The organism is Ruminococcus sp. AM26-12LB (genome assembly GCF_003480785.1).
Taxonomy (GTDB): Bacteria; Bacillota; Clostridia; order Lachnospirales; family Lachnospiraceae; genus Blautia_A; species Blautia_A fusiformis.
Window position 1 is genome coordinate 165,099 of record NZ_QUJX01000003.1, and the last position, 22,611, is coordinate 187,709.

A 22,611-nucleotide genomic window follows, 5' to 3' on the forward strand; every position below is an offset into this window, starting at 1 on the left:
CAAAAAAGACAACAGGTACTAAATCCGGCATGTCCGCAATATATTTAAGTGTAAGAGGTGAAAACATGGACGCAAACCAGATCCAGAACCTGTTTGCCAGTAATGTCCGCCAGCTTCTGGTGGATGCAGACCTTGATTATGATAAATTATATGAGATACGTCTCCGCGTAGGAAGACCTCTGTTCCTCACTTATGATGGGGGAGAATGTTTCCTCCGGCAAAAAGATACAGAACCTTATCTGGTTACGCGGGAAGATCTTAAGGAAACACTGGAGTATGTCAGCGGTTATTCCCTGTATGCTTATGAAGATGAGATTCGCCAGGGGTTTTTGAGTGTACAGGGTGGGCACCGTGTAGGAGTTACCGGAAAGGTGATCCTGGACGGAAACCGTATCCGTGGGATGAAATATATTTCCTGCATCAATGTCCGTCTGGCACATGAGATCCAGGGATGTGCAGAAGAAGTGCTGCCATATATCCAGACAAGAGAGCAGATCATGCATACCTTGATCGTCTCTCCGCCCAGATGTGGGAAGACCACGCTTCTTCGGGATATCATCCGGCAGATGAGTAATGGATGGGGAAATATTTCCGGTGTTACGGTAGGAGTAGTCGATGAGCGCAGTGAGCTGGCCGGATGCTATCAGGGGATCCCTCAGAATGACCTTGGAATGCGTACGGATATCCTGGACGGCTGTCCGAAAGCAGAAGGGATGCAGATGCTGATCCGGTCAATGTCGCCGGTTGTGGTTGCTGTGGATGAACTTGGAAAAGAAGAAGATTTCAAGGCTGTGGAATCAGTTATCCACTGTGGATGTCGTCTGATCGCAACTGCACATGGAGCTTCCATGGAAGAAACATTATCCCAGCCGTTTTTCCGGAAATTGTGGGAAGCGCGGGTTTTCCAGAGATATATTTTTCTGGGAAAGCATGAACGTGCAGGAATCGTGGAAGGAATCTATGATGAAAACGGGAAATGCCTATGTACCGGATTGTAGGATGTATTCTGGTAGTGGTTGCAGGAGCCGGAATGGGATTTTCCGGAAGTATGAGACTTTCGGAGCAGATTCGTATACTGGAAAAACTGCTTCAGATGGTGATCTGCCTGAAAGGCGAGATCCGCTGCGGGAATGCATCACTGCCGGATGCTTTTTATGGAGCAGCAGGAAGAATGAATGGAAAATACAGAGAGTTTCTCATCAGTGCCGCGGACAGGATGAAAGCGGGAACAGGAGAAAAACTTTCACAGATATGCAGGGAATGTGCGGAAAGCGCCCTGAAAAAAAGCTGCCTTACCCATGGGGAAAAGGACGCTTTTTTTTCTTTCGGAGAATATCTGGGCTATATGGATCTGGAAATGCAGATGCGACAGCTTTCCCTGTATGAAAATAATCTGGAAGCAGAGATTTTGAAGCGGAAAGCGGAGGTTTCCGGAAAGAAAAAACTGTACCAGGGAATTGGGATTCTTGGAGGCCTGCTGCTTGCGGTTCTCCTGGTATAGTATTGTTTATCAGACAGTAGTAAGAAGGACAGGCTTTCAGAAGAAAAGGAGGGATCATTTGGAGGTCAGTATCATATTTAAGATCGGTGCAGTAGGGATCCTGGTCTCTGTTCTTTCTCAGATCCTGAAACATAGCGGAAGGGAGGAACAGGCTTTTCTGGTGAGTTTTTCAGGACTTCTTTTAGTACTGTTCTGGATCGTGCCGTATATTTATGAACTTTTTAAAAATATCCAGCAGCTTTTTGTACTGTAGGGGAGGGAAAGAACCGTGGATATTCTGAAGATTTCTGTTCTGGGAGCGGCAGGGGTTCTTCTGGGGATTCTTCTGAAAGACCGCGCACCGGAGTATGTAAGCCTTGTTACGATGGGAATAGGTCTTGTGATACTGGGATTAGTGGTAGGGAAGATCAGCTATCTGTTCCAGTCCCTGGAGAGACTGAAACAGAGTCTCCCGATTGATGGAAGCTATATCACTACTTTGCTGAAGATGATCGGGATCACCTATATCGGACAATTTTCATCCGGTATATGCAGAGATGCAGGATATTCCTCCACTGGTGCACAGATCGAACTGTTCTGCCGGTTATCTGTAATGGTTTTAAGTATGCCGGTTCTTCTGGCACTGCTGGATACTATACAGGGATTTCTTGCATGAAAAGATATTGGTCAGAGATTTGTGCAGCCCTGTTTCTGGCTGTAGTTATAAACTGTTTTGGCGGTGTGATCGTTTATGCTTCTTCGGCGGAACAACAGATCACAGATCAGATGGAGCTTACCAACCTGCAGTCCATGGTAGATGAGATGCTTGGAGAAAAAACATTTTCTGTTACAGAAGCGTTTCACAGACTGTTGTCAGGGGAAGAGGTGCTTTCGGAGGAGAGTGTGCGGGAATTTTTGCACAGTCTCCTTTTTTATGGCATTGAAAGAGAAAAAGAGCTGATCGTGAAGTTACTGCTTCTGCTGTTGTTCGCTGCCGTTTTTTCCGGGTTTGCCGGTGCCTTTGATAACGGGCAGGTGGGAGAGATCAGTTTTTATGTGGTGTATCTTCTTGTTTTTACTCTTCTGATGAACAGTTTTTCCGGTTTGAGTGCATCACTGCTTTCAATGCTTGCGTGGATCACGGAGTTTATGAAGGAACTCTCACCGGTGTATTTTATGGCAGTGGCAGCAGCGTCAGGTGCATCCAGTGCAGCTGCTTTTTATCAGGGAGTACTGCTTCTGGTGTGGCTTTTTCAATGGATCCTGGAACGAGTACTGCTTCCCGGAGTGAGTTTATATATTCTTCTGAGATTTGTGAATCATCTTTCCAGGGAAGAAATGCTGGGAAAAATGGCTGAGCTGATCGAGACTGTGATTTCCTGGGGGCTTCGGACATTACTTGGAGTGGCAGCAGGACTGCAGGTGGTGCGTGGGCTTGTAGCTCCGGTAATGGATTCTCTGAAGCGGAGTGCTGTGGGAAAAACTGCAGGTGCTCTTCCTGGGATTGGGAGCGCGGTAAATGCAGTTACGGAACTGGTCCTTACCACAGCTGTTCTTGTAAGAAACAGTCTGGGCATTGCGCTTTTACTGGTGATCCTGGCGGTGGGGGCGGGGCCATTGGTCCGATATGGACTTTTGTCACTGACCTATCGCTTTCTGGCGGCTGCGGCGCAGCCTGTATCAGACAAACGGCTGGTAGAAGCCTTTGGCACCATGGCAGAGGGATGTGCACTTCTGATGAGAATCCTGTTTACTGCGGAAATTTTATGTATGCTTACATTTCTGATCCTGATGGCAGGAGGAGGCTTGGGATGAGAACAGAACTTTATCAGTGGATGAAAAGCCTGGCTTTTTTTCATGTACTTACTACAGCACTTCTGCATATTCTGCCTGATAAGCGTTATGAGCAGTATATACGGCTGTTTATGGGGCTTCTGTTGGTGCTTTTGATCTGTACGCCTATATTTGCCGTAGTGGGAAAAAGTGAAGAACTTCTGTCCGGATTCAGCAATAATTATGGGAGAGAAGAACAGGTACGTATGAAGACAGAAGCAGAAGGAATAAGGGAAACATTTCTTAAAGGAGCATATGAACAGGAGTTGAAGGATCAGGTTCAGGGTATCCTCAGGAAAGAAGGGGTTTTTTCGGCAAAAACAGAAGTAGATATGGAGAAAGAGCTTCAGCTGACCATAACACTTTATGGAACAGTCACAGAAAAACAGAGGGAGGCGGTGAAAAATGAGCTCGAAAGAATCTGCGGACTCAGGAAAGGACAGTATCAGATCCTGGCTTCTGAGGATGGGATGGAAGGAGTGGGGAGTTTTCCTTCTTCTGGGAATCCTTCTTCTGGTGGCAGGACTTCCGGTAACCCGAAAGAACAGTAAAACAGCAGAGGATCAGAATGCGGAGAAAACCCGCCTGGAGAGCCGCCTTGAGGAACTGCTTTCCAATGTGGAAGGAGTCGGAGAAGTGGAAGTGATCATTATGACCGGGGATGAGGGAAATACGGAAAACTTTTCCATAAGCAGCAAAAATGAAGTTACCGGTGTGCTGGTGGCGGCTCAGGGAGCAGGCAGCGCAGTGACAGTCCAGAATATTCAGCAGGCAATTATGGCATTATTTCAGATCGACGCTAATAAAATTAGAATAATGAAAATGAAATGAGGAGAGTAGAAGTGAAAAAGATCATGAAGAAAAATCAGGTAATCATCACCTCGCTGGCCATTCTCATTGCTGTGGCCGGATATCTGAATTTCGCAGATGTGGATCTGGGATTTAAGGATAAGGAGACGAGTACAGACAGCAGCAGTATCCTGGATGATGTGGATTATGACCTGACCGATGAAACAGCCCTTCTGGATGAGAACGGGGCAGATGGCACAACCCAGTCGGAGGTGATGGATACCGCATCCCCGGGCGAGGCCGTACTTACCGGTGCTTCGGATTTTGCAGCACAGGCAAAAGTCAGCAGGGAGCAGGTGCGTTCCCAGAACAAAGCGGACCTGCAGGCGATCATCAGTAATAAAGACATCAGCGATGAGGAAAAACAGAATGCCATTAACACAATGGTTTCCATGACAGATCTTACAGAAAAAGAGGCGGCTGCAGAGCTTCTTCTGGAGGCGAAGGGCTTTGAAAATGTGATCGTAAATCTGACGGGTGAAACTGCGGATGTTGTGGTGCCGGATGCAGATCTGGAGGATGCAAAACGTGCACAGATCGAGGATATTGTAAAGAGGAAAACCGGTGTGGCAGCAGAGAGCATTGTGATCACGCCTCTAAGTCAAAGTAAAAATGCATCGGATGTCATAAATACTGCAGATGAAGCTGAAAAAAATACGGGAGGTGCAGAGGATAATGCGGAAAGTACAGGTGAGGAGGTGCAGGATACCGCTGCATCTGTGGAAAGCGATCCGGCGGATCAAACATCTGAGGACGCAGAGACGGCTGCAGATATCCAGAACGATCAGACTATTGATACAGAGGGAATTTACGACTGAATTGCCTTGACAGCAAAGCCTTGTCTATACTAGAATAGGAAAGGTTATAGTAAAATAGAGATATCAGAGAATATACAGGAGGCTCACGTGTCGAAGTATACGAAAGAAATAGAAAAAAGAAGAACATTTGCCATCATCTCTCATCCGGATGCTGGTAAAACAACATTAACAGAAAAATTTCTGCTGTATGGAGGGGCCATCAATCTGGCCGGAAGTGTAAAGGGTAAGGCTACGGCCCGCCATGCAGTATCAGACTGGATGGAGATCGAGAAGGAAAGAGGTATTTCCGTTACTTCATCCGTTCTTCAGTTCCATTATGACGGATATTGTATAAACATTCTGGATACACCTGGACATCAGGATTTCTCCGAGGATACCTACCGTACATTGATGGCTGCGGATTCAGCAGTTATGGTCATCGATGGATCCAAGGGTGTTGAGGCACAGACCCGTAAGCTTTTCAAGGTCTGTGTTATGAGACACATTCCGATCTTTACTTTTATCAATAAGATGGACAGAGATGCCAACGATACTTTTGATCTTCTGGATGAGATCGAAAAAGAGCTTGGTATTGCAACCTGTCCGATCAACTGGCCAATCGGCTCCGGTAAGAAATTCCGGGGTGTGTTTGATCGTAATACAAAGAAGATCCTTACCTTCTCCGATACACAGAAGGGCACCAAGGAAGGTGTGATAGAAGAGATTGATATTAATGATCCCCGTGCAGATGAGGTCATGGATCCTGAGCAGAAAGAGCAGCTGATGGAAGAAATCGAGCTTCTGGATGGCGCAAGTGCGGAGTTTTCTCAGGAAGAGGTCAGCAAAGGACAGCTGACACCGGTATTTTTCGGTTCTGCTCTTACCAACTTTGGTGTGGAAACATTTCTGGAGCATTTCCTGAAGATGACCACTTCTCCGCTTCCGAGAACTGCAGACTGCGGACCGGTAGATCCTATGAGTGATGATTTTTCAGCCTTTGTATTTAAGATCCAGGCGAATATGAACAAGGCTCACAGAGACCGTATCGCATTTATGAGGATCTGTTCAGGCAAGTTTGATGCGACCAAAGAGGTTTATCATGTGCAGGGAGACAAGAAGATGCGACTTCTTCAGCCGCAGCAGATGATGGCAGAATCCCGTCATGTTGTGGAGGAGGCTTATGCAGGTGATATCATCGGTGTCTTTGACCCGGGTATTTTTTCTATTGGAGATACCATCTGCGCACCTGGAAAGAAATTTGCCTTTGAGGGGATCCCGACCTTCGCGCCGGAGCATTTCGCACGTGTGCGTCAGATCGATACCATGAAGAGAAAACAGTTTGTAAAAGGTATCAACCAGATCGCTCAGGAAGGTGCAATCCAGATATTCCAGGAGTTTAACACCGGTATGGAAGAGATCATTGTGGGTGTTGTAGGTATCCTGCAATTTGATGTCCTGAAATACCGTCTGGAGAATGAGTATAATGTAGATATCCGCCTGGAAACACTTCCATATGAGCATATCCGCTGGATTGCCAACAAGGAGACTGTAAAAGTAGACAAGATCGTGGGAACTTCTGATATGAAGAAAGTCACAGACCTTAAGGGAAATCCGTTGCTGCTCTTTGTCAATGCATGGAGTGTTGGCATGGTTGAGGACAGAAACCCTGATCTGGTACTGACAGAATTCAGTAAATAAGCCCTTTTATTTCATAACTTTTTTTGATATAATAGTATAAAATTACGAACAAAAATATTATATCCGTAGGAGGGTTTCCCATGGCAGAAAAAAGAACAACATATAAGATACAGGATTTGGGCGGAATCGGTGAAGTTCACATTGCAGATGAAGTTGTTGCAATCGTTGCAGGACTTGCAGCAACAGATGTGGATGGAGTTGCTTCCATGGCAGGAAATATCACCAATGAGCTGGTAAGTAAACTTGGAAAGAAGAATCTGTCCAAGGGCGTGAGAGTAACCATTCTGGAAGGAGTCGTTACCGTGGATCTGTCATTGAATATCGAGTATGGCAGAAACATTCTTGAGACAAGCAAGAAGGTTCAGGAGAAGGTTAAATCCGCTATTGAGAATATGACAGGGCTTGAGGTTGCAGATGTAAATATTCATATTGCCAGCGTGGATATGGAGAACGAAAAAGGAAAGTAAACCTTTCCTTTTTTCCGTCTTAGGAGGAAATTATGAGAAGAAGAGAACAGAGAGAACATGTATTTAAACTTATGTTTATGACAGAGTTTAATTCAGAAGAAGAGATGACAGAACAGCTCTCTCTTTATTTTGAAGGTCTTGGAGAACTTTCAGAACAGGACCAGGAATATATGAAGAAGAAGTACGCACATGTGAAAGAACATCTGGAAGAGATCGATGCACAGCTGAACAGTGCAAGCCGTGGATGGAAGACAAAGCGTATGAGCCGTGTGGATCTTGCGGCACTTCGTCTAGCAGTATATGAGATGGAATATGATGCAGACGTACCGACAGGAGTAGCTATCAACGAAGCGGTAGAACTTGCCAAAAGATTTGGCGGAGATGCTTCCGGCTCCTTTGTAAATGGAGTACTGGGTAAGATCGCATCTGAGAAGGATGAAAAGAAAAACGAGGAGGAGACTGCTGACACAGAAGAGAAGGCAGCAGAAGCCCCGGAAGAGAACGCATGAGAAATGTCTATTCTGTCGGTCAGGTAAACCATTATGTCAAAAATATGTTTACCCAGGATTACTTTCTCCGGAAAGTCTATGTAAAGGGAGAGGTATCCAACTGTAAATACCATACCAGTGGACATATTTATTTTTCCCTGAAGGATGAAACAGGCACATTAAGCTGTGTGATGTTTGCGGGACACCGTAGGGGTCTTGCTTTTCGCATGAAGGACGGGGATAAGGTAGTTGCAGGCGGAATTGTAGACGTATATGAGAGAGACGGGCGTTATCAGCTTTATGCAAAAGAGATCACACTGGAAGGTGCTGGTGCCCTCTATGAACGGTATCTGGCACTGAAACAGGAACTTGAGGATATGGGGATGTTTGCACAGGAATATAAGCAGCCCATTCCTCATTTTATTCATACCCTTGGCGTGGTGACAGCACCTACTGGTGCAGCAGTACAGGATATCCGCAATATTGCAGGCAGAAGGAATCCATATCTGCAGGTGATCCTTTATCCGGCACTTGTGCAGGGAGAGGGAGCGGCGCAGAGTATCGTAAAGGGAATCCGGATGTTGGATAAAGCAGGGGTGGACGTGATCATCGTCGGCCGTGGAGGTGGCTCTATTGAAGATCTCTGGGCCTTTAACGAGGAGAGCGTTGCCCGTGCTATTTTTGAGTGCAGGACACCGGTGATCTCGGCAGTGGGACATGAGACGGATTTTACCATTGCGGATTTTGTAGCAGACCTGCGGGCACCTACACCATCTGCTGCAGCAGAGCTGGCAGTGGATGATTTTCGCAGTGTTCTGGAGAGCTTTCATATGTACGGAGACCGTCTGCAGCGTGCCATGAACAGTAAGACAGAACTTTTTGCCGCAAAACTTAAGGCCTATGAGAACAGATTCCAGTATCTGAGCCCGGAGTCCATGTTACGTGAAAAACGTCAGTATGCATCGGAGCTGGAGGAATGCCTGCGTTCTTCCATGGAACAAAAGCTTACAGAGAAAAGACATGAACTGGCAATATGGATCCAGCGGTTTGAGGGACTTTCTCCATTAAGAAAGCTAAATGGAGGATATGCATTTGTGTCCGACTCAGACGGACATGCGGTGACAGAGATCAGTCAGATAAAAAAAGGTGACAGGATCTCCATTGCAGTAACCGATGGAGTCATAGAAGCAGTTGCGGATCGCATCAGGAAGGAAGAGCGATAATGGCAGAAGCAAAGAAAGAAGAGAAATCCATAGAAGATACTTTTGGGGAGCTTGATCTGCTTGCCCGGAAGCTGGAGGATAAAGAAACACCTCTTGAGGAGTCTTTCCGCCTCTACAGACAGGGAATGGAGCTCCTAAAGGATCTGAACGGAAGACTGGATACTGTAGAAAAAAAGATGCTTCAGATGAATGAGGATGGGACATTTCGTGAATTTTAAGGAAGAACTGAAAAGAAGAACAGAAGAAGCAGAACATGTGATCCGGGAATATCTTCCGGAAGAATCCGGTTTTGCAAAAACCATGGCAGAGGCCATGAATTACAGTATGACGGCAGGTGGAAAGAGACTCCGCCCGATCCTGATCAGGGAAACCTACGAGCTGTTTGGAGGAAAGGATAAGCTTTGTGAGCCTTTTATGGCGGCTATGGAGATGATCCATACACATTCGTTGATCCATGATGATCTCCCTGCACTGGATAACGATGATTACCGAAGGGGAAGGCTGACCACACATAAAGTATACGGAGAGGCCATGGGCGTTTTAAGCGGTGTGGCACTCCTTAACAGAGCTTATGAAGTGATGCTTTCCGCCTTTGATCTGACCGAGGATAAAGACCGTGTGATAGCCGCCATGCGGATCATTGCAGATAAGACCGGCATCAACGGTATGCTTGGTGGACAGAGTGTTGATGTGGAGAATGATGGGAAACCTCTGGAACACAAGATGCTGGATTATATTTACAAAAACAAGACCTCCGCATTGATCGAGGCTTCCATGATGACCGGTGCTGTGCTGGCAGGGGCATCTGAGAAAGAACTTAAGGTTGTGGAGCAGGCTGCAGAAAACATCGGGCTGGCTTTTCAGATCCAGGATGATATCCTTGATGTGACCAGTACCCAGGAGGAACTGGGAAAACCGATCCACAGTGATGAAAAAAACAACAAGGTTACCTATGTAAGCCTTGTTGGAGCCCCGGCAGCAGCCAGCAGGGTTAAAGAACTTTCTGACCATGCGGTAGAACTTTTAGACGACCTTGACAGGAAGAACGGATTTCTGGATCTTCTTGTGGAAAGTCTTGTCAGCCGCAGGAAATAGAAAGAACAAAGGAAGGGTACAAATGATTCTGGAAAAAATTAAAAAGCCAAATGATATTCATAAAGTTTCATTGGAGGATTTTCCGCGCCTTGCCGAGGAAATCAGGAGCTTTTTGATCCAGAGTGTAAGTGAGACAGGTGGCCATCTGGCATCCAATCTGGGTGTGGTGGAGCTGACTCTTGCTCTGCATAATGTGCTTGATCTTCCACAGGATAAGCTGATCTGGGATGTGGGACATCAGGCTTATACACATAAAATCCTTACAGGAAGAAAAGACGGCTTTAAGGATCTTCGTAAAGAAGGAGGTTTAAGCGGTTTTCCAAAAAGGAATGAAAGTGACTGTGATTCGTTTGATACCGGACACAGTTCCAATTCCATTTCCGCAGGACTTGGCTATGTCCGTGCCAGAGACCTGATGGGAGAGAAATACCATGTGGTTTCCGTGATCGGAGATGGTGCGCTTACCGGTGGGATGGCTTATGAAGCATTGAACAATGCGGCTGAGCTGAAGACTAATTTTATTATTATCATCAATGATAATAACATGTCTATTTCCAAGAACGTAGGAGGAATGTCCACCTATTTAAGCGCTCTGCGTACAGCTGAGACTTATACAGGAATGAAGATCGGCGTGACAAAAACACTCAAAAAGATTCCCCATGTTGGAACCGCCGTGGTAGATACGGTCCGAAAGACCAAGAGCAGCATCAAGCAGCTGATCATTCCCGGAATGCTTTTTGAAAATATGGGGCTGACTTATCTGGGACCGGTAGATGGCCATAATATGCGCCAGATGATGAAGCTTTTTAATGAGGCAAAGAGAGTGGAGGGACCGGTTGTTGTCCATGTCCTTACAGAAAAAGGCAGAGGCTATGGACCGGCATCTTCCCATCCGGAGCGTTTTCACGGAACAGGTCCTTTTGACATCCAGAGTGGCAGACCTCTTACAGCAAAAACAGCGCCGACATATACAGATCATTTTTCCGGTGCAATATGTTCTTTGGCAGAGAAGAACAAAAAAGTAGTTGCTATTACAGCTGCTATGCCAGATGGAACCGGACTGAACCGATTCCGGAAGAAATTCCCGGAGCGTTTTTTTGATGTGGGTATTGCGGAAGAACATGCAGTAACCTTTGCGGCAGGCATGGCACTTGGGGGAATGATCCCGGTTTTTGCGGTATATTCTTCGTTCCTGCAGAGAGGGATCGATCAGATCCTTCACGATGTATGTATGCAGGATCTTCATGTGATCTTTGCCATTGACAGGGCAGGATTTGTCGGAGCAGATGGTGAAACACATCATGGATGCTTTGATTTATCCTATCTGTCCATGATTCCCAATATGACAGTTATGGCTCCCAAGAATGGAAAAGAGCTTGAGGAGATGTTGAAATTTGCAGTAGAAGAGCTGGATGGTCCCTGTGCGATCCGATATCCGAAAGGATCGGCATGTACCGATATGGAAGAATGTCATGAGCCACTTAAGAAGGGAAGAAGTGAAGTGATCACTCCAGGCAGTGAGATTGCAGTTCTCGGGGTTGGCAGCATGGTTTCTGTCTGTCAGAAGGTCTGTGAAGAGATAAGAGATCACAAAATAGCAGGAGCTACGTTTGTCAATGTCCGTTTTGTAAAGCCTCTGGATACAGAGCTTCTTGATCGGCTTTCGCAGAACCACAGTCTTTTGGTCACTGTGGAGGAGAATGTAAAAAGCGGTGGGTTCGGAGAACATGTATCTGCTTATATGGAAGCCTGTCATCCGGAAGTAAGAGTTCTTCCACTGGCAATACCGGATCATTTTATTGAGCATGGAACGGTGGACCGTCAGCGAATGAAAATAGGTTTAAATGTACAGGGAATCCTGGATGCGGTAGAACAGAGCTGGGAAAATCTTGTGAATAACAGAAAATAAAGGACATAGCCTTTGCAGAAGAATACGAAGCTGTGAGGCATTTTACAGCCCGGCACATAAAGAGCCGGGCTGTTGGAGGATAATATGAAAAAAAGACTGGATATCATGATGGTGGAACAGGGACTTGCACCGTCACGCGAAAAAGCAAAAGCGTATATCATGGCCGGGGAAGTATATGTCAACGGTCAGAAGGAAGACAAGGCTGGCTCCATGTTTGCTGAGACTGTCAAGCTGGAGGTAAGAGGAAAGACTCTTCCTTATGTCAGCAGAGGCGGACTGAAGCTGGAAAAAGCCATGAAAAATTTTGGCGTGACACTGAAGGATAAGGTGTGCATGGATGTAGGCGCATCCACCGGTGGTTTCACAGATTGTATGCTTCAGAACGGAGCGGTCAAAGTCTATTCCATTGATGTGGGATATGGACAGCTGGACTGGAAACTCAGGAATGATCCAAGAGTTGTATGCATGGAAAAAACAAATATCCGCTATGTGGTACCGGAAGATCTGGAAGGTCCGGCAGCATTTTCTTCGATCGATGTTTCTTTTATCTCCCTTACAAAAGTGCTTCTTCCTGTAAGAAACCTTCTCACAGAGGACGGAGAGATCGTATGTCTCATCAAACCTCAGTTTGAGGCCGGCAGAGAAAAAGTCGGAAAAAAAGGCGTTGTCCGTGATCCGAAGGTCCATGAAGAAGTCATTGAGAAAGTCAGAGATTATGCCATGAGCATTTTTATGGAGCCCTGTCATCTTTCCTTTTCTCCCATCAAGGGACCTGAAGGAAATATTGAATATCTCCTTCATCTGAAAAAACATCCGGAAGGAACAGAAGTACCTGTGAGTCTTGACGTATCCGTAGAGGATGTGGTAAAGGAAGCCCACGGACAGCTGGACTGATGTTTGGAAAGGACTGAAGCAATATGGACAGATTTTATATAATTCCAAACAGTGCCAAGGATCCGGAACTGACATTTTCTAATAGGATCATTGCCTATCTGGAGAAGCATGGTGCCAGGTGTCATGTGCAGAAGATCACCGAAAAAATGGAAGGACCGTATCATTATACGGACCCGGATGGGATTCCGCAGGATACACAGTGCATTATTGTACTGGGTGGAGATGGAACACTTCTGCAGGCTGCAAGGGATGTGGTGCATCTGGATATCCCTCTTCTTGGAATCAATCTGGGAACTCTGGGATTTCTTGCCGAGGTGGATAAAAATTCCGTGTATCCGGCTCTGGATCGGCTTCTGTCAGATGACTATGAGCTGGAAGATCGTATGATGCTGGAAGGAAAGATCTATCGTGGAGAAGAACTTATTGGAAAAGATATCGCATTAAATGACATTGTGATCGGAAGAGAAGGACATCTCCGTGTGATCCGTTTCAAGAATTATGTTAATGATGCATATATGAATTCATACAATGCAGATGGTATCATCATTTCCACTCCGACCGGTTCTACCGGATATAGTCTGTCAGCGGGAGGTCCCGTGGTTTCTCCCAGTGCCAGTATGATGATCATGACCCCCATCGCTCCCCATACCATGAACACCCGAAGTATCATTCTTTCCGGGGAAGAGGCAGTTACAGTAGAGATCGGTGAGGGAAGACATAATACCATTGAGAAAGCGGTGGCCTCTTTCGACGGGGATACCCAGATATCCATGGTCACCGGTGACCGGATCGTGATCCGGAAAGCCACAGTCAGGACAAAAATCCTCAAGCTGAACCATCTGAGCTTTGTGGAGGTTCTGAGACAGAAAATGAGTAACAGCTGATGCAGGAGGTTCAATTTTGAAAGTAGCAAGACATGAAAAAATTATCGAACTGATCCGTCAGTACGAGATCGATACACAGGAAGAACTTGCAGCAAGACTGAATGAGGCCGGTTTTAAGGTTACGCAGGCTACCGTATCCAGAGATATCCGTGCTCTGAAAATGACAAAGGTTGCAGGCAGCAACGGAAAGTCCAGATATGCGATCCTGGAAGAACATACACCGGATGTGTTAAGTGATAAATATTCCAGAGTTTTGAAAGATGCAGTGATCGCTATGAACATCGGACAGAATATCGTAGTGGTAAAAACAATTCCGGGAATGGCCATGGCGGCAGCAGCAGCTCTTGATGCCATGAAATGGCCGGAAATCCTGGGATGTATTGCCGGAGATGATACCATTATGTGTGTGGTGAAAACCTCTGAACAGGCACCGGGTGTAGTTCAGAAGCTTGGCGGGATCTTATCCAGAGGAAAATAAAATGACAGAATATGTAAATGCTTTATACCAGAAAGGAAATCAATGTTAGTACATCTGCATGTAAAAAATCTTGCACTGATAGAGGAATCAGAGGTGGAATTCGGACCAGGCTTAAATATCTTAACTGGTGAGACCGGAGCCGGAAAATCCATTCTGTTAGGATCCATACAGCTTATCCTGGGTGGAAAAACTTCCAGAAGCATGATTCGTGAAAATGCTTCCTATGCCCTGGTAGAGTTGCTGTTTCAGGTTGAAAACACGAAAGCCAGAGAGTCCCTTGCGGCGCTTGACATCTATCCGGAAGACGGACAGGTGCTGATGTCCCGCAAGATCATGGACGGCAGAAGTATCAACAAGATCAACGGAGAGACAAGTACTGTCAGCCAGATGAAAGCAGCAGCAGCCTGTCTTCTGGACATTCACGGACAGCATGAGCATCAGTCACTTCTTTATGGAGACCGCCAGCTGGCTATTTTGGATGTATATGGAAAGGAACAGATCCTTCCTGCCAGGGAGAAGGTCCGGAAAGCTTATCAGGAGTATCGGGACTGTGTGGATCAGCTGAAAGCACTGGATATGGATGAGGAACAGCGCAACCGTGAAAAAGCCTTTCTGGAATTTGAGATCAATGAGATCGAGGAGGCAGCTCTTATTCCGGGAGAGGACGAAACACTGGAGGATCGCTACCGGAAGCTGAGCAATGCCAGAAGGATCATGGAAACAGCACAAATGGTTCGTGGGATGACCGGATATGAACAGGGCGCCGCAGATATGACCGGAAATGCCCTGAAAGAGTTTTCAAGAATTGCAGATTACGATAAGGATCTTGCACCTTTACAGGAAGCTCTTATGGAAATCGATTCACTTCTCAGTGACTTCTGCCGTGATCTGTCCTCTTATATGGATAGTTTGACTTTTGACGAAGAAACTTTTTTTGAAACAGAAAAAAGACTGGATCTGATCAATAGTCTGAAGGCAAAGTATGGACAGACGATCCATGAAATTTTGTCTTATCAGAAGGAACAGCAGGAAAAATTAGAAAAACTTCAAAGATTCGAAGAAAATTTCCGGTTACTGAAAGAAAAACTTATGCAGGCAGAAAAGATTCTTGAGGAAGCTTCGCATGAACTTTCAGAGATCCGGAAAAAATACAGTAAACAGCTGGATGAAAAGATTATCGAAGGATTGAAGGAACTGAATTTTGAGGATGTGGATTTTTCTATCCGTTTTGACCGCAGAAAAAATTATACAGATAATGGTTATGATGCGGTGGAATATGAGATTTCCACAAATCCAGGTGAGAGTAGAAAACCGCTGGGACAGATTGTATCCGGTGGTGAGCTTTCCAGGATCATGCTTGCCATCAAAGCGATCCTTGCAGATAAAGATCAGATCGATACACTGATCTTTGATGAGATCGATACAGGGATCAGTGGGCGTACTGCACAGAAGGTCTCTGAAAAAATGGCAGTGATCGGACAGCACAGGCAGGTGCTTTGTATCACACATCTTCCACAGATCGCAGCAATGGCAGATACCCATTTTGAGATTGAGAAACATGTAGAAGGAACAGAAACCATCACCCAGATCCATCCTCTGGAAGGAGAGGAATCTGTTCGTGAGCTTGCCAGACTTCTGGGCGGTGCCCAGATCACGCCGGCTGTTCTTGGAAATGCAAGAGAGATGAAGGAATTGGCACAGCAACAAAAAAATACAAGACTGAAATAATTTATACGTTACATACTAAGAGAGGACGGCCGAAAGGTCGGTCCTCTTTTTTAACCGAATCAAGTCAGTCCCCTGCTTCAGTTGCGAAAAGCAATAAGCAGTGGGTGGGGATTTGCTTGTATCAGAAAATTACAAAGGATGTGACGTAAGATGAACAGAAAAAGAAAATACCGATGTTGGCTCCTTGTATTTCTTGCGCTGGATCTGATTCTGATGGGATGGCTGGGCTACCGGCTTCTGGACAGAAAAATCCCGGATCAGATTCTGGTGGATCATGAGGACAGCCGGGAAGTAGCCAATCTTCTTAAACGCCCTTTTATCAGCTTTGATGATGCGATCACCGTTTCAGGAAAAGACAGCTATAAGTTGCACTGCAGACTCTTGGGAGTGATCCCTTTTAAGGATGTGAAGGTAAAAAATATAACTGCAAAAGAAGTATATGCAAGCGGAGATGCAGTAGGTATTTATATGCAGACGAAAGGAGTTCTGATCATTGATACAGGCGAGATCCTTTCGGAAAGTGGTGAGATGGAAGAACCGGCCCGGGACATTGTAAAGCCGGGAGATTATATTGTGGCTTTTGATCAGAACCGGATCCAGTGCAAGCAGGATCTTCTGGAGGATCTTGCAGATCTTTGCGGAGAATCTGTAACATTGAAGGTCCGCCGGGGAAAAGAGACGATTCCCCTGTCCCTGACGCCGGTGAAAGATGAGAAAGGAAACTATAAGCTTGGCATCTGGGTGAGGGACGATACACAGGGAATCGGAACCCTGACTTATGTGGACGAAAATGGAGGGTTCGGTGCTCTTGGTCACGGGATCAGCGATGTGGATACCGGCGAACTTTTAAGTATCGCAGATGGAAATCTTTACAACGCCCAGATTCTGGGGATCCAGAAAGGAGAAAAAGGAAATCCTGGAGAACTATCTGGTCTGATCCGATACGAAGCTGACAATATCCTGGGTGAGATTTCCGAAAACAGTAAAAACGGCATTTTTGGAACTGTGGATGCTGATCAGGTGAAAAATCTGGATCTGAAGAAGATTCCTGTGGGTTACAAACAGGATCTGAAAATTGGACCCGCATCTGTTCTCTGCTGCACAGACGGCGAAGTAAAAGAATATGCCGCGGAGATCACCAGGATCGATATGAACCATGAGGATTCTAATAAGAGCTTCGTGATCCAGATCACAGATAAAGAACTCCTGGAAAAAACAGGTGGGATCGTTCAGGGAATGTCTGGAAGTCCTGTGCTTCAGAACGGAAAACTCTTTGGTGCCGTGACTCATGTATTTGTGCAGGATTCTACCGGCGGATATGGGATTTTTATTGAAAATATGACAGGCAATGCATAATCTGCAGTTGAGGAAAGAGGCACAAAAACATGGAAAAAGTCCGGGAAAAGTGCCTCTTTTTTATATGGGGAAAAATGCCGGATACAGATTGAAATACCTACATTTTGGTGAATTTTGTGATATATAAGAGAAAAAATGTCGAAAAATATCGTACGAAAGTGTGATAAAATAACTACTTTTATCTTGATTTTACTACAGGATTTCCACTATAATAATTTTGTCGCCAGCAAGGGGAAAGCGCAGGCAGCTAACAGTGTCGGTTACTGCCGTGGTGACAGGGGGTATGTCTGGAAACCCAAGGAGATAGAAGTTAGGAGGGTCCTCATGGACAAATTAAATGTTGCAATTGCTGATGATAACGCGAAAATGACAGACATGCTCGGTCAGATGATCGAAGAAGATAAAGACCTTGAACTGGTCGGAAAAGCACACAACGGAGAAGAAATCTGTAACATAATCAAAGATAAGGAGCCGGATGTGGTGATTCTCGACATCATTATGCCGAAGATGGACGGCCTTTCCGTTATGGAGAAATTTTCCCATAACGCAAATGTCAAAAAAGTTCCAGTGTTTATCGTATTATCTGCAATTGGACAGGAGAGGATTACAGAGGATGCATTCAGTCTTGGAGCAGACTATTATGTTTTGAAGCCTTTTGACAACACCACACTTTTAAACCGGATCAAACATATTCGGAAGATTGGGGACAGAAGAGTGCGGGAGATTGCAAGGCCAGGTATCACAGAAACCAAAAAGCCTCAGCCGGAGAGGAATCTGGAAACCGATGTGACGAATATCATTCATGAGATCGGAGTTCCGGCACACATCAAGGGGTATCAGTATTTAAGGGATGCGATCATTTTGTCTGTCAATGACATGGAAATGCTCAATTCCATTACTAAGGTATTATATCCAACCATTGCGAAACGCCATCAGACAACACCGAGCAGAGTGGAGCGGGCGATCCGACATGCGATCGAGGTGGCATGGAGCCGGGGAAAGATGGATACCATTGATGAATTGTTTGGATATACTGTAAGCACCGGAAAAGGGAAACCCACGAATTCTGAATTTATAGCACTGATCGCAGATAAAATCAGACTAGAATATAAAAATCGGTCTTTAAATTAGATGAATTTTGGAGTATAATCATAAATAAAAACGGGTGTACCCAGGGAGGGGAATACAGATGAAAAAAATTCTGTTTGCTACATCAGAAGCAGTACCTTTTATCAAAACAGGAGGACTCGCTGATGTTGCCGGCTCACTGCCTAAGTGCTTTGACAAAAAATATTTTGATATACGCGTGATCTTGCCGAAATATGCCTGCATGAAACAGGAATGGAAAGACAAAATGGAGTATGTGACCCATTTTTATATGGATCTGGGATTTAAGAACTGCTATGTAGGCATTATGCAGATGCAGTATGACGGGATCCAGTTTTACTTCATTGACAATGAATATTATTTCAGCGGTCCGAAACCATATGACAGTGCACCATGGGATCTTGAGAAATTTGCTTTCTTTTCCAAAGCTGTGTTATCGGTTCTTCCGGTGATCGGATTCAGACCGGATATCATCCATTGTCATGACTGGCAGACAGGACTTGTTCCGGTTTACCTTCACGATTCTTTCCAGGAGAATGAATTCTTCCGTGGAATCAAGACTGTTATGACAATACATAACCTGAAATTTCAGGGTGTATGGGATGTTAAGACTGTTAAGGATATCACAGGCCTTTCCGATTACTACTTTGCGCCGGATAAACTGGAAGCATACAAGGACGCAAACTTCCTGAAGGGCGGTATGGTATTTGCAGATGCCATTACCACAGTAAGTAATACCTATGCAGAAGAGATCAAGACACCGTTTTATGGTGAGAAGCTGGACGGACTTCTCAATGCGAGAGCCAACAGCCTGCGTGGTATTGTAAATGGTATTGATTACAATGAATTCAATCCGGAGACAGATCCGAATATCACCAAGAATTACAATGCAAAGAACTTCCGCAAGGAGAAGATCAAGAACAAGATCCAGCTTCAGAAAGATCTTGGACTTGAGCAGGATCCGAAAGCTATGATGATCGGTATTGTATCCCGCCTGACAGATCAGAAGGGATTTGATCTGATCGCTTATATCATGGACGAACTGTGTCAGGATGCGGTTCAGATCGTTGCTCTTGGTACCGGTGAGGAACGTTATGAGAATATGTTCCGTCATTTTGACTGGAAGTATCATGGCAAGGTATCTGCACAGATCTACTATGATGAGGCAATGTCTCACAGAATTTATGCAGCATCTGACGCATTTCTGATGCCGTCACTGTTTGAGCCATGTGGCTTAAGCCAGCTGATGAGCCTTCGTTATGGAACTCTTCCGATCGTCAGAGAGACCGGTGGTCTGAAGGATACAGTTGTCCCGTACAATGAATTCGAGGGAACCGGAACAGGATTCTCCTTCGTAAATTATAATGCACATGAAATGCTTGCTACGATCCGTTATGCAGAGAGTGTATATTATGACAAGAAACGTGAATGGAATAAAATGGTAGATCGCGCGATGGCTGCAGATTTTTCCTGGAACAATTCCGCACGTCAGTATGAGGAAATGTACAATTGGTTAATTGGTGAGTAAGGATTCACCGAAGCGGTTCTCGCAATAAAAAGGCGCAGACGACAGATAATATGTCGTTTGCGCTTTTTTATTGCGGGAATATACATGGATGTTATTGTATGTCTGCAAAAAAAATATGAAGATGTTTGTTTATCAAACAGGAATTGTGCTAAAATGAGAAAAAATATAAATGTTAATGATAAATAACTTTTGAATTGGTATTATTTATATGAAACTTATCAGATTAATCAGTTATTGTCAAATAACTTAAATTGTGTTACATTTATATTAGTACATCGTTTTTGAAATAACTATACCATTCACTTGTCTGTGAATCCGATTGATATAGTTATTTACGAAACGATGTAACAGTGGATAATACAGATATATGTATTGACCATGTAAATTGTACTTAAGATGAGGTGACAATATGACACTGGACAAATTAAAGACTGGAGAATGTGGCAGAATCATCAGTGTTCGTGGCGAGGGGGAGCTGAGACATCATCTTCTGGATATGGGGCTTACACCGGGGACAGAAGTGTCTCTTCGTAAAACAGCTCCTATGGGAGATCCGGTACAGCTTGTGCTGCGCGGATATGAGCTGACATTGCGGCTGGCGGAAGCTGCAAAGATTGAGATCGTATCGATCGAATCCATGACGGAAACGAAGAAAGAAAATGAACGGCATCAGCCGATTGCTCATCCTGGTGTGGGAGAACTTGGAAAGGCTCGAGATTATCGTAAGAACCGGATCGGTGATACGATTCCCAAAGGGGAACCGATCACGTTTGCACTGGCAGGTAATCAGAACTGTGGAAAGACAACTCTTTTTAATCAGCTGACAGGTTCCAATCAGCATGTTGGTAACTTTCCGGGTGTAACTGTTGACAAGAAAGAAGGAAGCATCCGGAGGCATCCGGAGGCAACGGTAACGGATCTTCCTGGAATCTATTCACTTTCCCCGTATTCCAGCGAGGAAATCGTAACAAGAGATTTTCTGCTGAATGAGAAGCCGACAGGAATCATTAATATTGTAGATGCTTCCAATATTGAGAGAAATCTTTATCTTACCATGCAGCTGATGGAGCTTGGAATCCCAATGGTGCTGGCCTTAAATATGATGGATGAGGTAAGGGCAAATGGAGGCTCTGTTCGGATCAATGAACTGGAGGAGATTTTAGGAATTCCGGTTGTACCTATTTCAGCAGCGAAGAATGAAGGAATTGATGAGCTGATCGATCATGCAGTCCATGTTGCAAGATACAGAGAAGCACCGGGAAGAATTGATTTCTGTACTGACAATCAGTCACCGAAGGATCCGGTAGGCGCACTTCACAGATGTATCCATGCAGCCGTTCATCTGATCGAACCCTATGCAAAAAAAGCAGGACTTCCTGTACGTTTTACAGCTACGAAGATCGTAGAGAAAGATTCTCTGATCGAAAAACGTCTGGCTTTGCCTGAAGGTGAAAAAAAGGTTCTTGATGGGCTGGTACATGTTATGGAGAAGGATGGCGGTCTGGACCGTGAGGCAGCTCTTGCGAACATGCGCTTCAATTTTATTGAAAAGCTTTGTGAGAAAACTGTGGTAAAACCGGCAGAAAGCCGTGAACATAAACGAAGTGTCGCCATAGATCGTATCCTTACCGGAAAATATACAGCAATTCCCTGTTTTGTAGGAATTATGGCAATTGTATTTGTGATGACGTTCAATTATCTGGGAGCCTGGCTTTCAGACGGAATGACTATGGTCGTGAACTGGGTAATTGCACTTATTGGCAGGGGACTGGAGTCAGCGGGTGTCAGCTCAGTACTGCAGTCACTGGTTGTGGATGGAATTTTAAGCGGTATCGGAAGCGTGATCGGATTTCTTCCTACGATCGTTACTTTGTTTTTCTTCCTGTCAATCCTGGAAGATACCGGATATATGGCTCGTGTAGCCTTTGTTATGGACAAGCTCCTTCGAAAGATCGGACTTTCCGGAAGAAGCTTTGTGCCGATGCTGATCGGATTCGGCTGTTCGGTGCCGGCCATTATGGCAACCAGAACATTATCCAGTGAACGTGACCGGAAAATGACGATCCTGCTTACTCCGTTTATGAGCTGCAGTGCCAAGCTTCCAATCTACGGACTTCTCACCAGTGCATTTTTCCCGAAGCAGTGGAGAGGAGTTGTGATGATCAGCCTTTATTTTGCAGGAATTCTCTGCGGGATCCTGTATGCGCTGATCCTGAAAAAGACGAAATATAAGGGAGAGCCGGTTCCGTTTGTCATGGAGCTTCCCAATTACCGACTTCCTTCTGCAAAAAGTGTAGGACAGCTGATCTGGGAAAAGGCGAAGGACTTTATCCAGAAAGCGTTTACAATTATTTTTGCGGCAACGCTGATCGTGTGGTTCCTGCAGAACTTTGATGCAGGTCTTAACCTTGTTACCAGCACAGATCAGAGCCTTCTGGCAAGGATCGGAAGCATCGTGGCACCACTTTTTGCTCCGCTGGGCTTTGGTGACTGGAGAGTATCCACCGCATTGATCACGGGCTTTATGGCAAAAGAGAGCGTTGTGTCTACGCTGACAGTCCTTCTGGGCGGAAATACGGCATTGCTTCAGACTTTATTTACACCGTTTACTGCTTACGTATTTTTGATCTTTACCTTGCTCTATACACCCTGTGTTGCAGCTATTGCAACTGTGCGTCGGGAGATGGGAACTGTAAGAGCTGCCGCTGGTATTGTAGCAGTACAGTGTGCCACTGCATGGATCGTTGCGTTTGCGGTACACGGTGTGGGAATGATGCTTGGATTATAGAAAAAATAC

The 22,611-nt window shown here is 45.3% G+C and carries 23 protein-coding genes; all 23 read left to right on the forward strand.

Annotation, left to right across the window (positions count from 1 at the left end):
- Positions 1-65: 65 nt before the first annotated feature.
- The 23 genes from spoIIIAA (at position 66) to feoB (ending at position 22,602) form a co-directional block, all read left to right on the forward strand.
- Positions 66-998, forward strand: coding sequence for a stage III sporulation protein AA (gene spoIIIAA, locus DW694_RS03005; protein ID WP_015524435.1), 933 nt, complete (start codon positions 66-68; stop codon positions 996-998).
- Complete coding sequence (locus DW694_RS03010; protein ID WP_158526436.1) at positions 983-1,501, forward strand: stage III sporulation protein AB; 519 nt, start codon at positions 983-985, stop codon at positions 1,499-1,501. The genes spoIIIAA and DW694_RS03010 overlap by 16 nt, the downstream gene beginning before the upstream one ends.
- Before the next feature lie 58 nt (positions 1,502-1,559).
- Positions 1,560-1,754 carry a stage III sporulation protein AC gene (gene spoIIIAC / locus DW694_RS03015; RefSeq protein WP_021650700.1) on the forward strand — a complete coding sequence of 65 codons (195 nt, stop codon included), beginning with the start codon at positions 1,560-1,562 and terminating at the stop codon, positions 1,752-1,754.
- A 15-nt stretch (positions 1,755-1,769) separates the two neighbouring features.
- Positions 1,770-2,156, forward strand: a complete 387-nt coding sequence (locus DW694_RS03020; RefSeq protein ID WP_110103003.1) for a SpoIIIAC/SpoIIIAD family protein — start codon at positions 1,770-1,772, stop codon at positions 2,154-2,156.
- Entirely contained in the window at positions 2,153-3,295 is a 1,143-nt protein-coding gene (locus tag DW694_RS03025) for a stage III sporulation protein AE (protein ID WP_110103002.1), read from the forward strand. The genes DW694_RS03020 and DW694_RS03025 overlap by 4 nt, the downstream gene beginning before the upstream one ends.
- Positions 3,292-3,864, forward strand: a complete 573-nt coding sequence (locus DW694_RS03030; protein WP_158526435.1) for a stage III sporulation protein AF — start codon at positions 3,292-3,294, stop codon at positions 3,862-3,864. Before DW694_RS03025 ends, DW694_RS03030 begins: the two co-directional genes overlap by 4 nt.
- Complete coding sequence (locus tag DW694_RS03035) at positions 3,830-4,144, forward strand: stage III sporulation protein AG (protein WP_021650696.1); 315 nt, start codon at positions 3,830-3,832, stop codon at positions 4,142-4,144. The genes DW694_RS03030 and DW694_RS03035 overlap by 35 nt, the downstream gene beginning before the upstream one ends.
- Before the next feature lie 11 nt (positions 4,145-4,155).
- Positions 4,156-4,980 (forward strand): SpoIIIAH-like family protein, encoded by an 825-nt coding sequence (locus tag DW694_RS03040; protein ID WP_110103000.1) that lies wholly within the window; start codon positions 4,156-4,158, stop codon positions 4,978-4,980.
- 87 nt (positions 4,981-5,067) lie between these two features.
- Positions 5,068-6,657: a peptide chain release factor 3 gene (locus tag DW694_RS03045; protein ID WP_022426368.1), complete on the forward strand. Its 1,590-nt coding sequence runs from the start codon at positions 5,068-5,070 to the stop codon at positions 6,655-6,657.
- Between the two features lie 80 nt (positions 6,658-6,737).
- Positions 6,738-7,124 carry an Asp23/Gls24 family envelope stress response protein gene (locus tag DW694_RS03050; RefSeq protein WP_015524453.1) on the forward strand — a complete coding sequence of 129 codons (387 nt, stop codon included), beginning with the start codon at positions 6,738-6,740 and terminating at the stop codon, positions 7,122-7,124.
- Between the two features lie 32 nt (positions 7,125-7,156).
- A complete protein-coding gene (nusB, locus tag DW694_RS03055; protein WP_015524454.1) occupies positions 7,157-7,633 on the forward strand; it encodes a transcription antitermination factor NusB in 477 nt (158 codons plus the stop codon).
- The gene (gene xseA / locus DW694_RS03060; RefSeq protein WP_022426367.1) at positions 7,630-8,835 is read left to right on the forward strand and encodes an exodeoxyribonuclease VII large subunit; all 1,206 of its coding nucleotides are present in this window, start codon (positions 7,630-7,632) and stop codon (positions 8,833-8,835) included. The genes nusB and xseA overlap by 4 nt, the downstream gene beginning before the upstream one ends.
- Positions 8,835-9,053, forward strand: a complete 219-nt coding sequence (gene xseB / locus DW694_RS03065; protein ID WP_021650691.1) for an exodeoxyribonuclease VII small subunit — start codon at positions 8,835-8,837, stop codon at positions 9,051-9,053. Before xseA ends, xseB begins: the two co-directional genes overlap by 1 nt.
- Positions 9,025-9,930, forward strand: a complete 906-nt coding sequence (locus DW694_RS03070; RefSeq protein ID WP_022426366.1) for a polyprenyl synthetase family protein — start codon at positions 9,025-9,027, stop codon at positions 9,928-9,930. The genes xseB and DW694_RS03070 overlap by 29 nt, the downstream gene beginning before the upstream one ends.
- A gap of 22 nt (positions 9,931-9,952) precedes the next feature.
- Positions 9,953-11,839, forward strand: a complete 1,887-nt coding sequence (gene dxs, locus DW694_RS03075; protein ID WP_182465472.1) for a 1-deoxy-D-xylulose-5-phosphate synthase — start codon at positions 9,953-9,955, stop codon at positions 11,837-11,839.
- A gap of 84 nt (positions 11,840-11,923) precedes the next feature.
- Entirely contained in the window at positions 11,924-12,733 is an 810-nt protein-coding gene (locus DW694_RS03080; RefSeq protein WP_021650688.1) for a TlyA family RNA methyltransferase, read from the forward strand.
- A gap of 23 nt (positions 12,734-12,756) precedes the next feature.
- Complete coding sequence (locus DW694_RS03085; RefSeq protein WP_015524460.1) at positions 12,757-13,617, forward strand: NAD(+)/NADH kinase; 861 nt, start codon at positions 12,757-12,759, stop codon at positions 13,615-13,617.
- Positions 13,618-13,633: 16 nt separating this feature from the next.
- On the forward strand, positions 13,634-14,095 hold the full coding sequence (argR, locus tag DW694_RS03090) for an arginine repressor (RefSeq protein ID WP_021650687.1): 462 nt from the start codon (positions 13,634-13,636) through the stop codon (positions 14,093-14,095).
- Between the two features lie 42 nt (positions 14,096-14,137).
- Positions 14,138-15,823 (forward strand): DNA repair protein RecN, encoded by a 1,686-nt coding sequence (gene recN, locus DW694_RS03095; protein ID WP_110102999.1) that lies wholly within the window; start codon positions 14,138-14,140, stop codon positions 15,821-15,823.
- Positions 15,824-15,973: 150 nt separating this feature from the next.
- Positions 15,974-17,179, forward strand: coding sequence for a SpoIVB peptidase (gene spoIVB, locus DW694_RS03100; protein ID WP_118752528.1), 1,206 nt, complete (start codon positions 15,974-15,976; stop codon positions 17,177-17,179).
- 324 nt (positions 17,180-17,503) lie between these two features.
- Positions 17,504-18,310, forward strand: coding sequence for a sporulation transcription factor Spo0A (gene spo0A, locus DW694_RS03105; RefSeq protein WP_015524464.1), 807 nt, complete (start codon positions 17,504-17,506; stop codon positions 18,308-18,310).
- A gap of 58 nt (positions 18,311-18,368) precedes the next feature.
- The gene (gene glgA, locus DW694_RS03110) at positions 18,369-19,814 is read left to right on the forward strand and encodes a glycogen synthase GlgA (protein ID WP_015524465.1); all 1,446 of its coding nucleotides are present in this window, start codon (positions 18,369-18,371) and stop codon (positions 19,812-19,814) included.
- A gap of 409 nt (positions 19,815-20,223) precedes the next feature.
- Positions 20,224-22,602: a ferrous iron transport protein B gene (gene feoB, locus DW694_RS03115; RefSeq protein ID WP_110102997.1), complete on the forward strand. Its 2,379-nt coding sequence runs from the start codon at positions 20,224-20,226 to the stop codon at positions 22,600-22,602.
- Positions 22,603-22,611: the final 9 nt, after the last annotated feature.

Coding starts and splice junctions, on each gene's coding strand:
- DW694_RS03050 (WP_015524453.1), top strand. CDS start 6,738: ATGGCAGAAAAAAGAACAACATATAAGATACAGGATTTGGGCGGAATC.
- dxs (WP_182465472.1), top strand. CDS start 9,953: ATGATTCTGGAAAAAATTAAAAAGCCAAATGATATTCATAAAGTTTCA.
- DW694_RS03085 (WP_015524460.1), top strand. CDS start 12,757: ATGGACAGATTTTATATAATTCCAAACAGTGCCAAGGATCCGGAACTG.
- xseB (WP_021650691.1), top strand. CDS start 8,835: ATGGCAGAAGCAAAGAAAGAAGAGAAATCCATAGAAGATACTTTTGGG.
- DW694_RS03030 (WP_158526435.1), top strand. CDS start 3,292: ATGAGAACAGAACTTTATCAGTGGATGAAAAGCCTGGCTTTTTTTCAT.
- glgA (WP_015524465.1), top strand. CDS start 18,369: ATGAAAAAAATTCTGTTTGCTACATCAGAAGCAGTACCTTTTATCAAA.
- DW694_RS03025 (WP_110103002.1), top strand. CDS start 2,153: ATGAAAAGATATTGGTCAGAGATTTGTGCAGCCCTGTTTCTGGCTGTA.
- DW694_RS03010 (WP_158526436.1), top strand. CDS start 983: ATGTACCGGATTGTAGGATGTATTCTGGTAGTGGTTGCAGGAGCCGGA.
- spoIIIAA (WP_015524435.1), top strand. CDS start 66: ATGGACGCAAACCAGATCCAGAACCTGTTTGCCAGTAATGTCCGCCAG.
- nusB (WP_015524454.1), top strand. CDS start 7,157: ATGAGAAGAAGAGAACAGAGAGAACATGTATTTAAACTTATGTTTATG.
- recN (WP_110102999.1), top strand. CDS start 14,138: ATGTTAGTACATCTGCATGTAAAAAATCTTGCACTGATAGAGGAATCA.
- spo0A (WP_015524464.1), top strand. CDS start 17,504: ATGGACAAATTAAATGTTGCAATTGCTGATGATAACGCGAAAATGACA.
- feoB (WP_110102997.1), top strand. CDS start 20,224: ATGACACTGGACAAATTAAAGACTGGAGAATGTGGCAGAATCATCAGT.
- DW694_RS03080 (WP_021650688.1), top strand. CDS start 11,924: ATGAAAAAAAGACTGGATATCATGATGGTGGAACAGGGACTTGCACCG.
- spoIVB (WP_118752528.1), top strand. CDS start 15,974: ATGAACAGAAAAAGAAAATACCGATGTTGGCTCCTTGTATTTCTTGCG.
- DW694_RS03070 (WP_022426366.1), top strand. CDS start 9,025: ATGAGGATGGGACATTTCGTGAATTTTAAGGAAGAACTGAAAAGAAGA.
- xseA (WP_022426367.1), top strand. CDS start 7,630: ATGAGAAATGTCTATTCTGTCGGTCAGGTAAACCATTATGTCAAAAAT.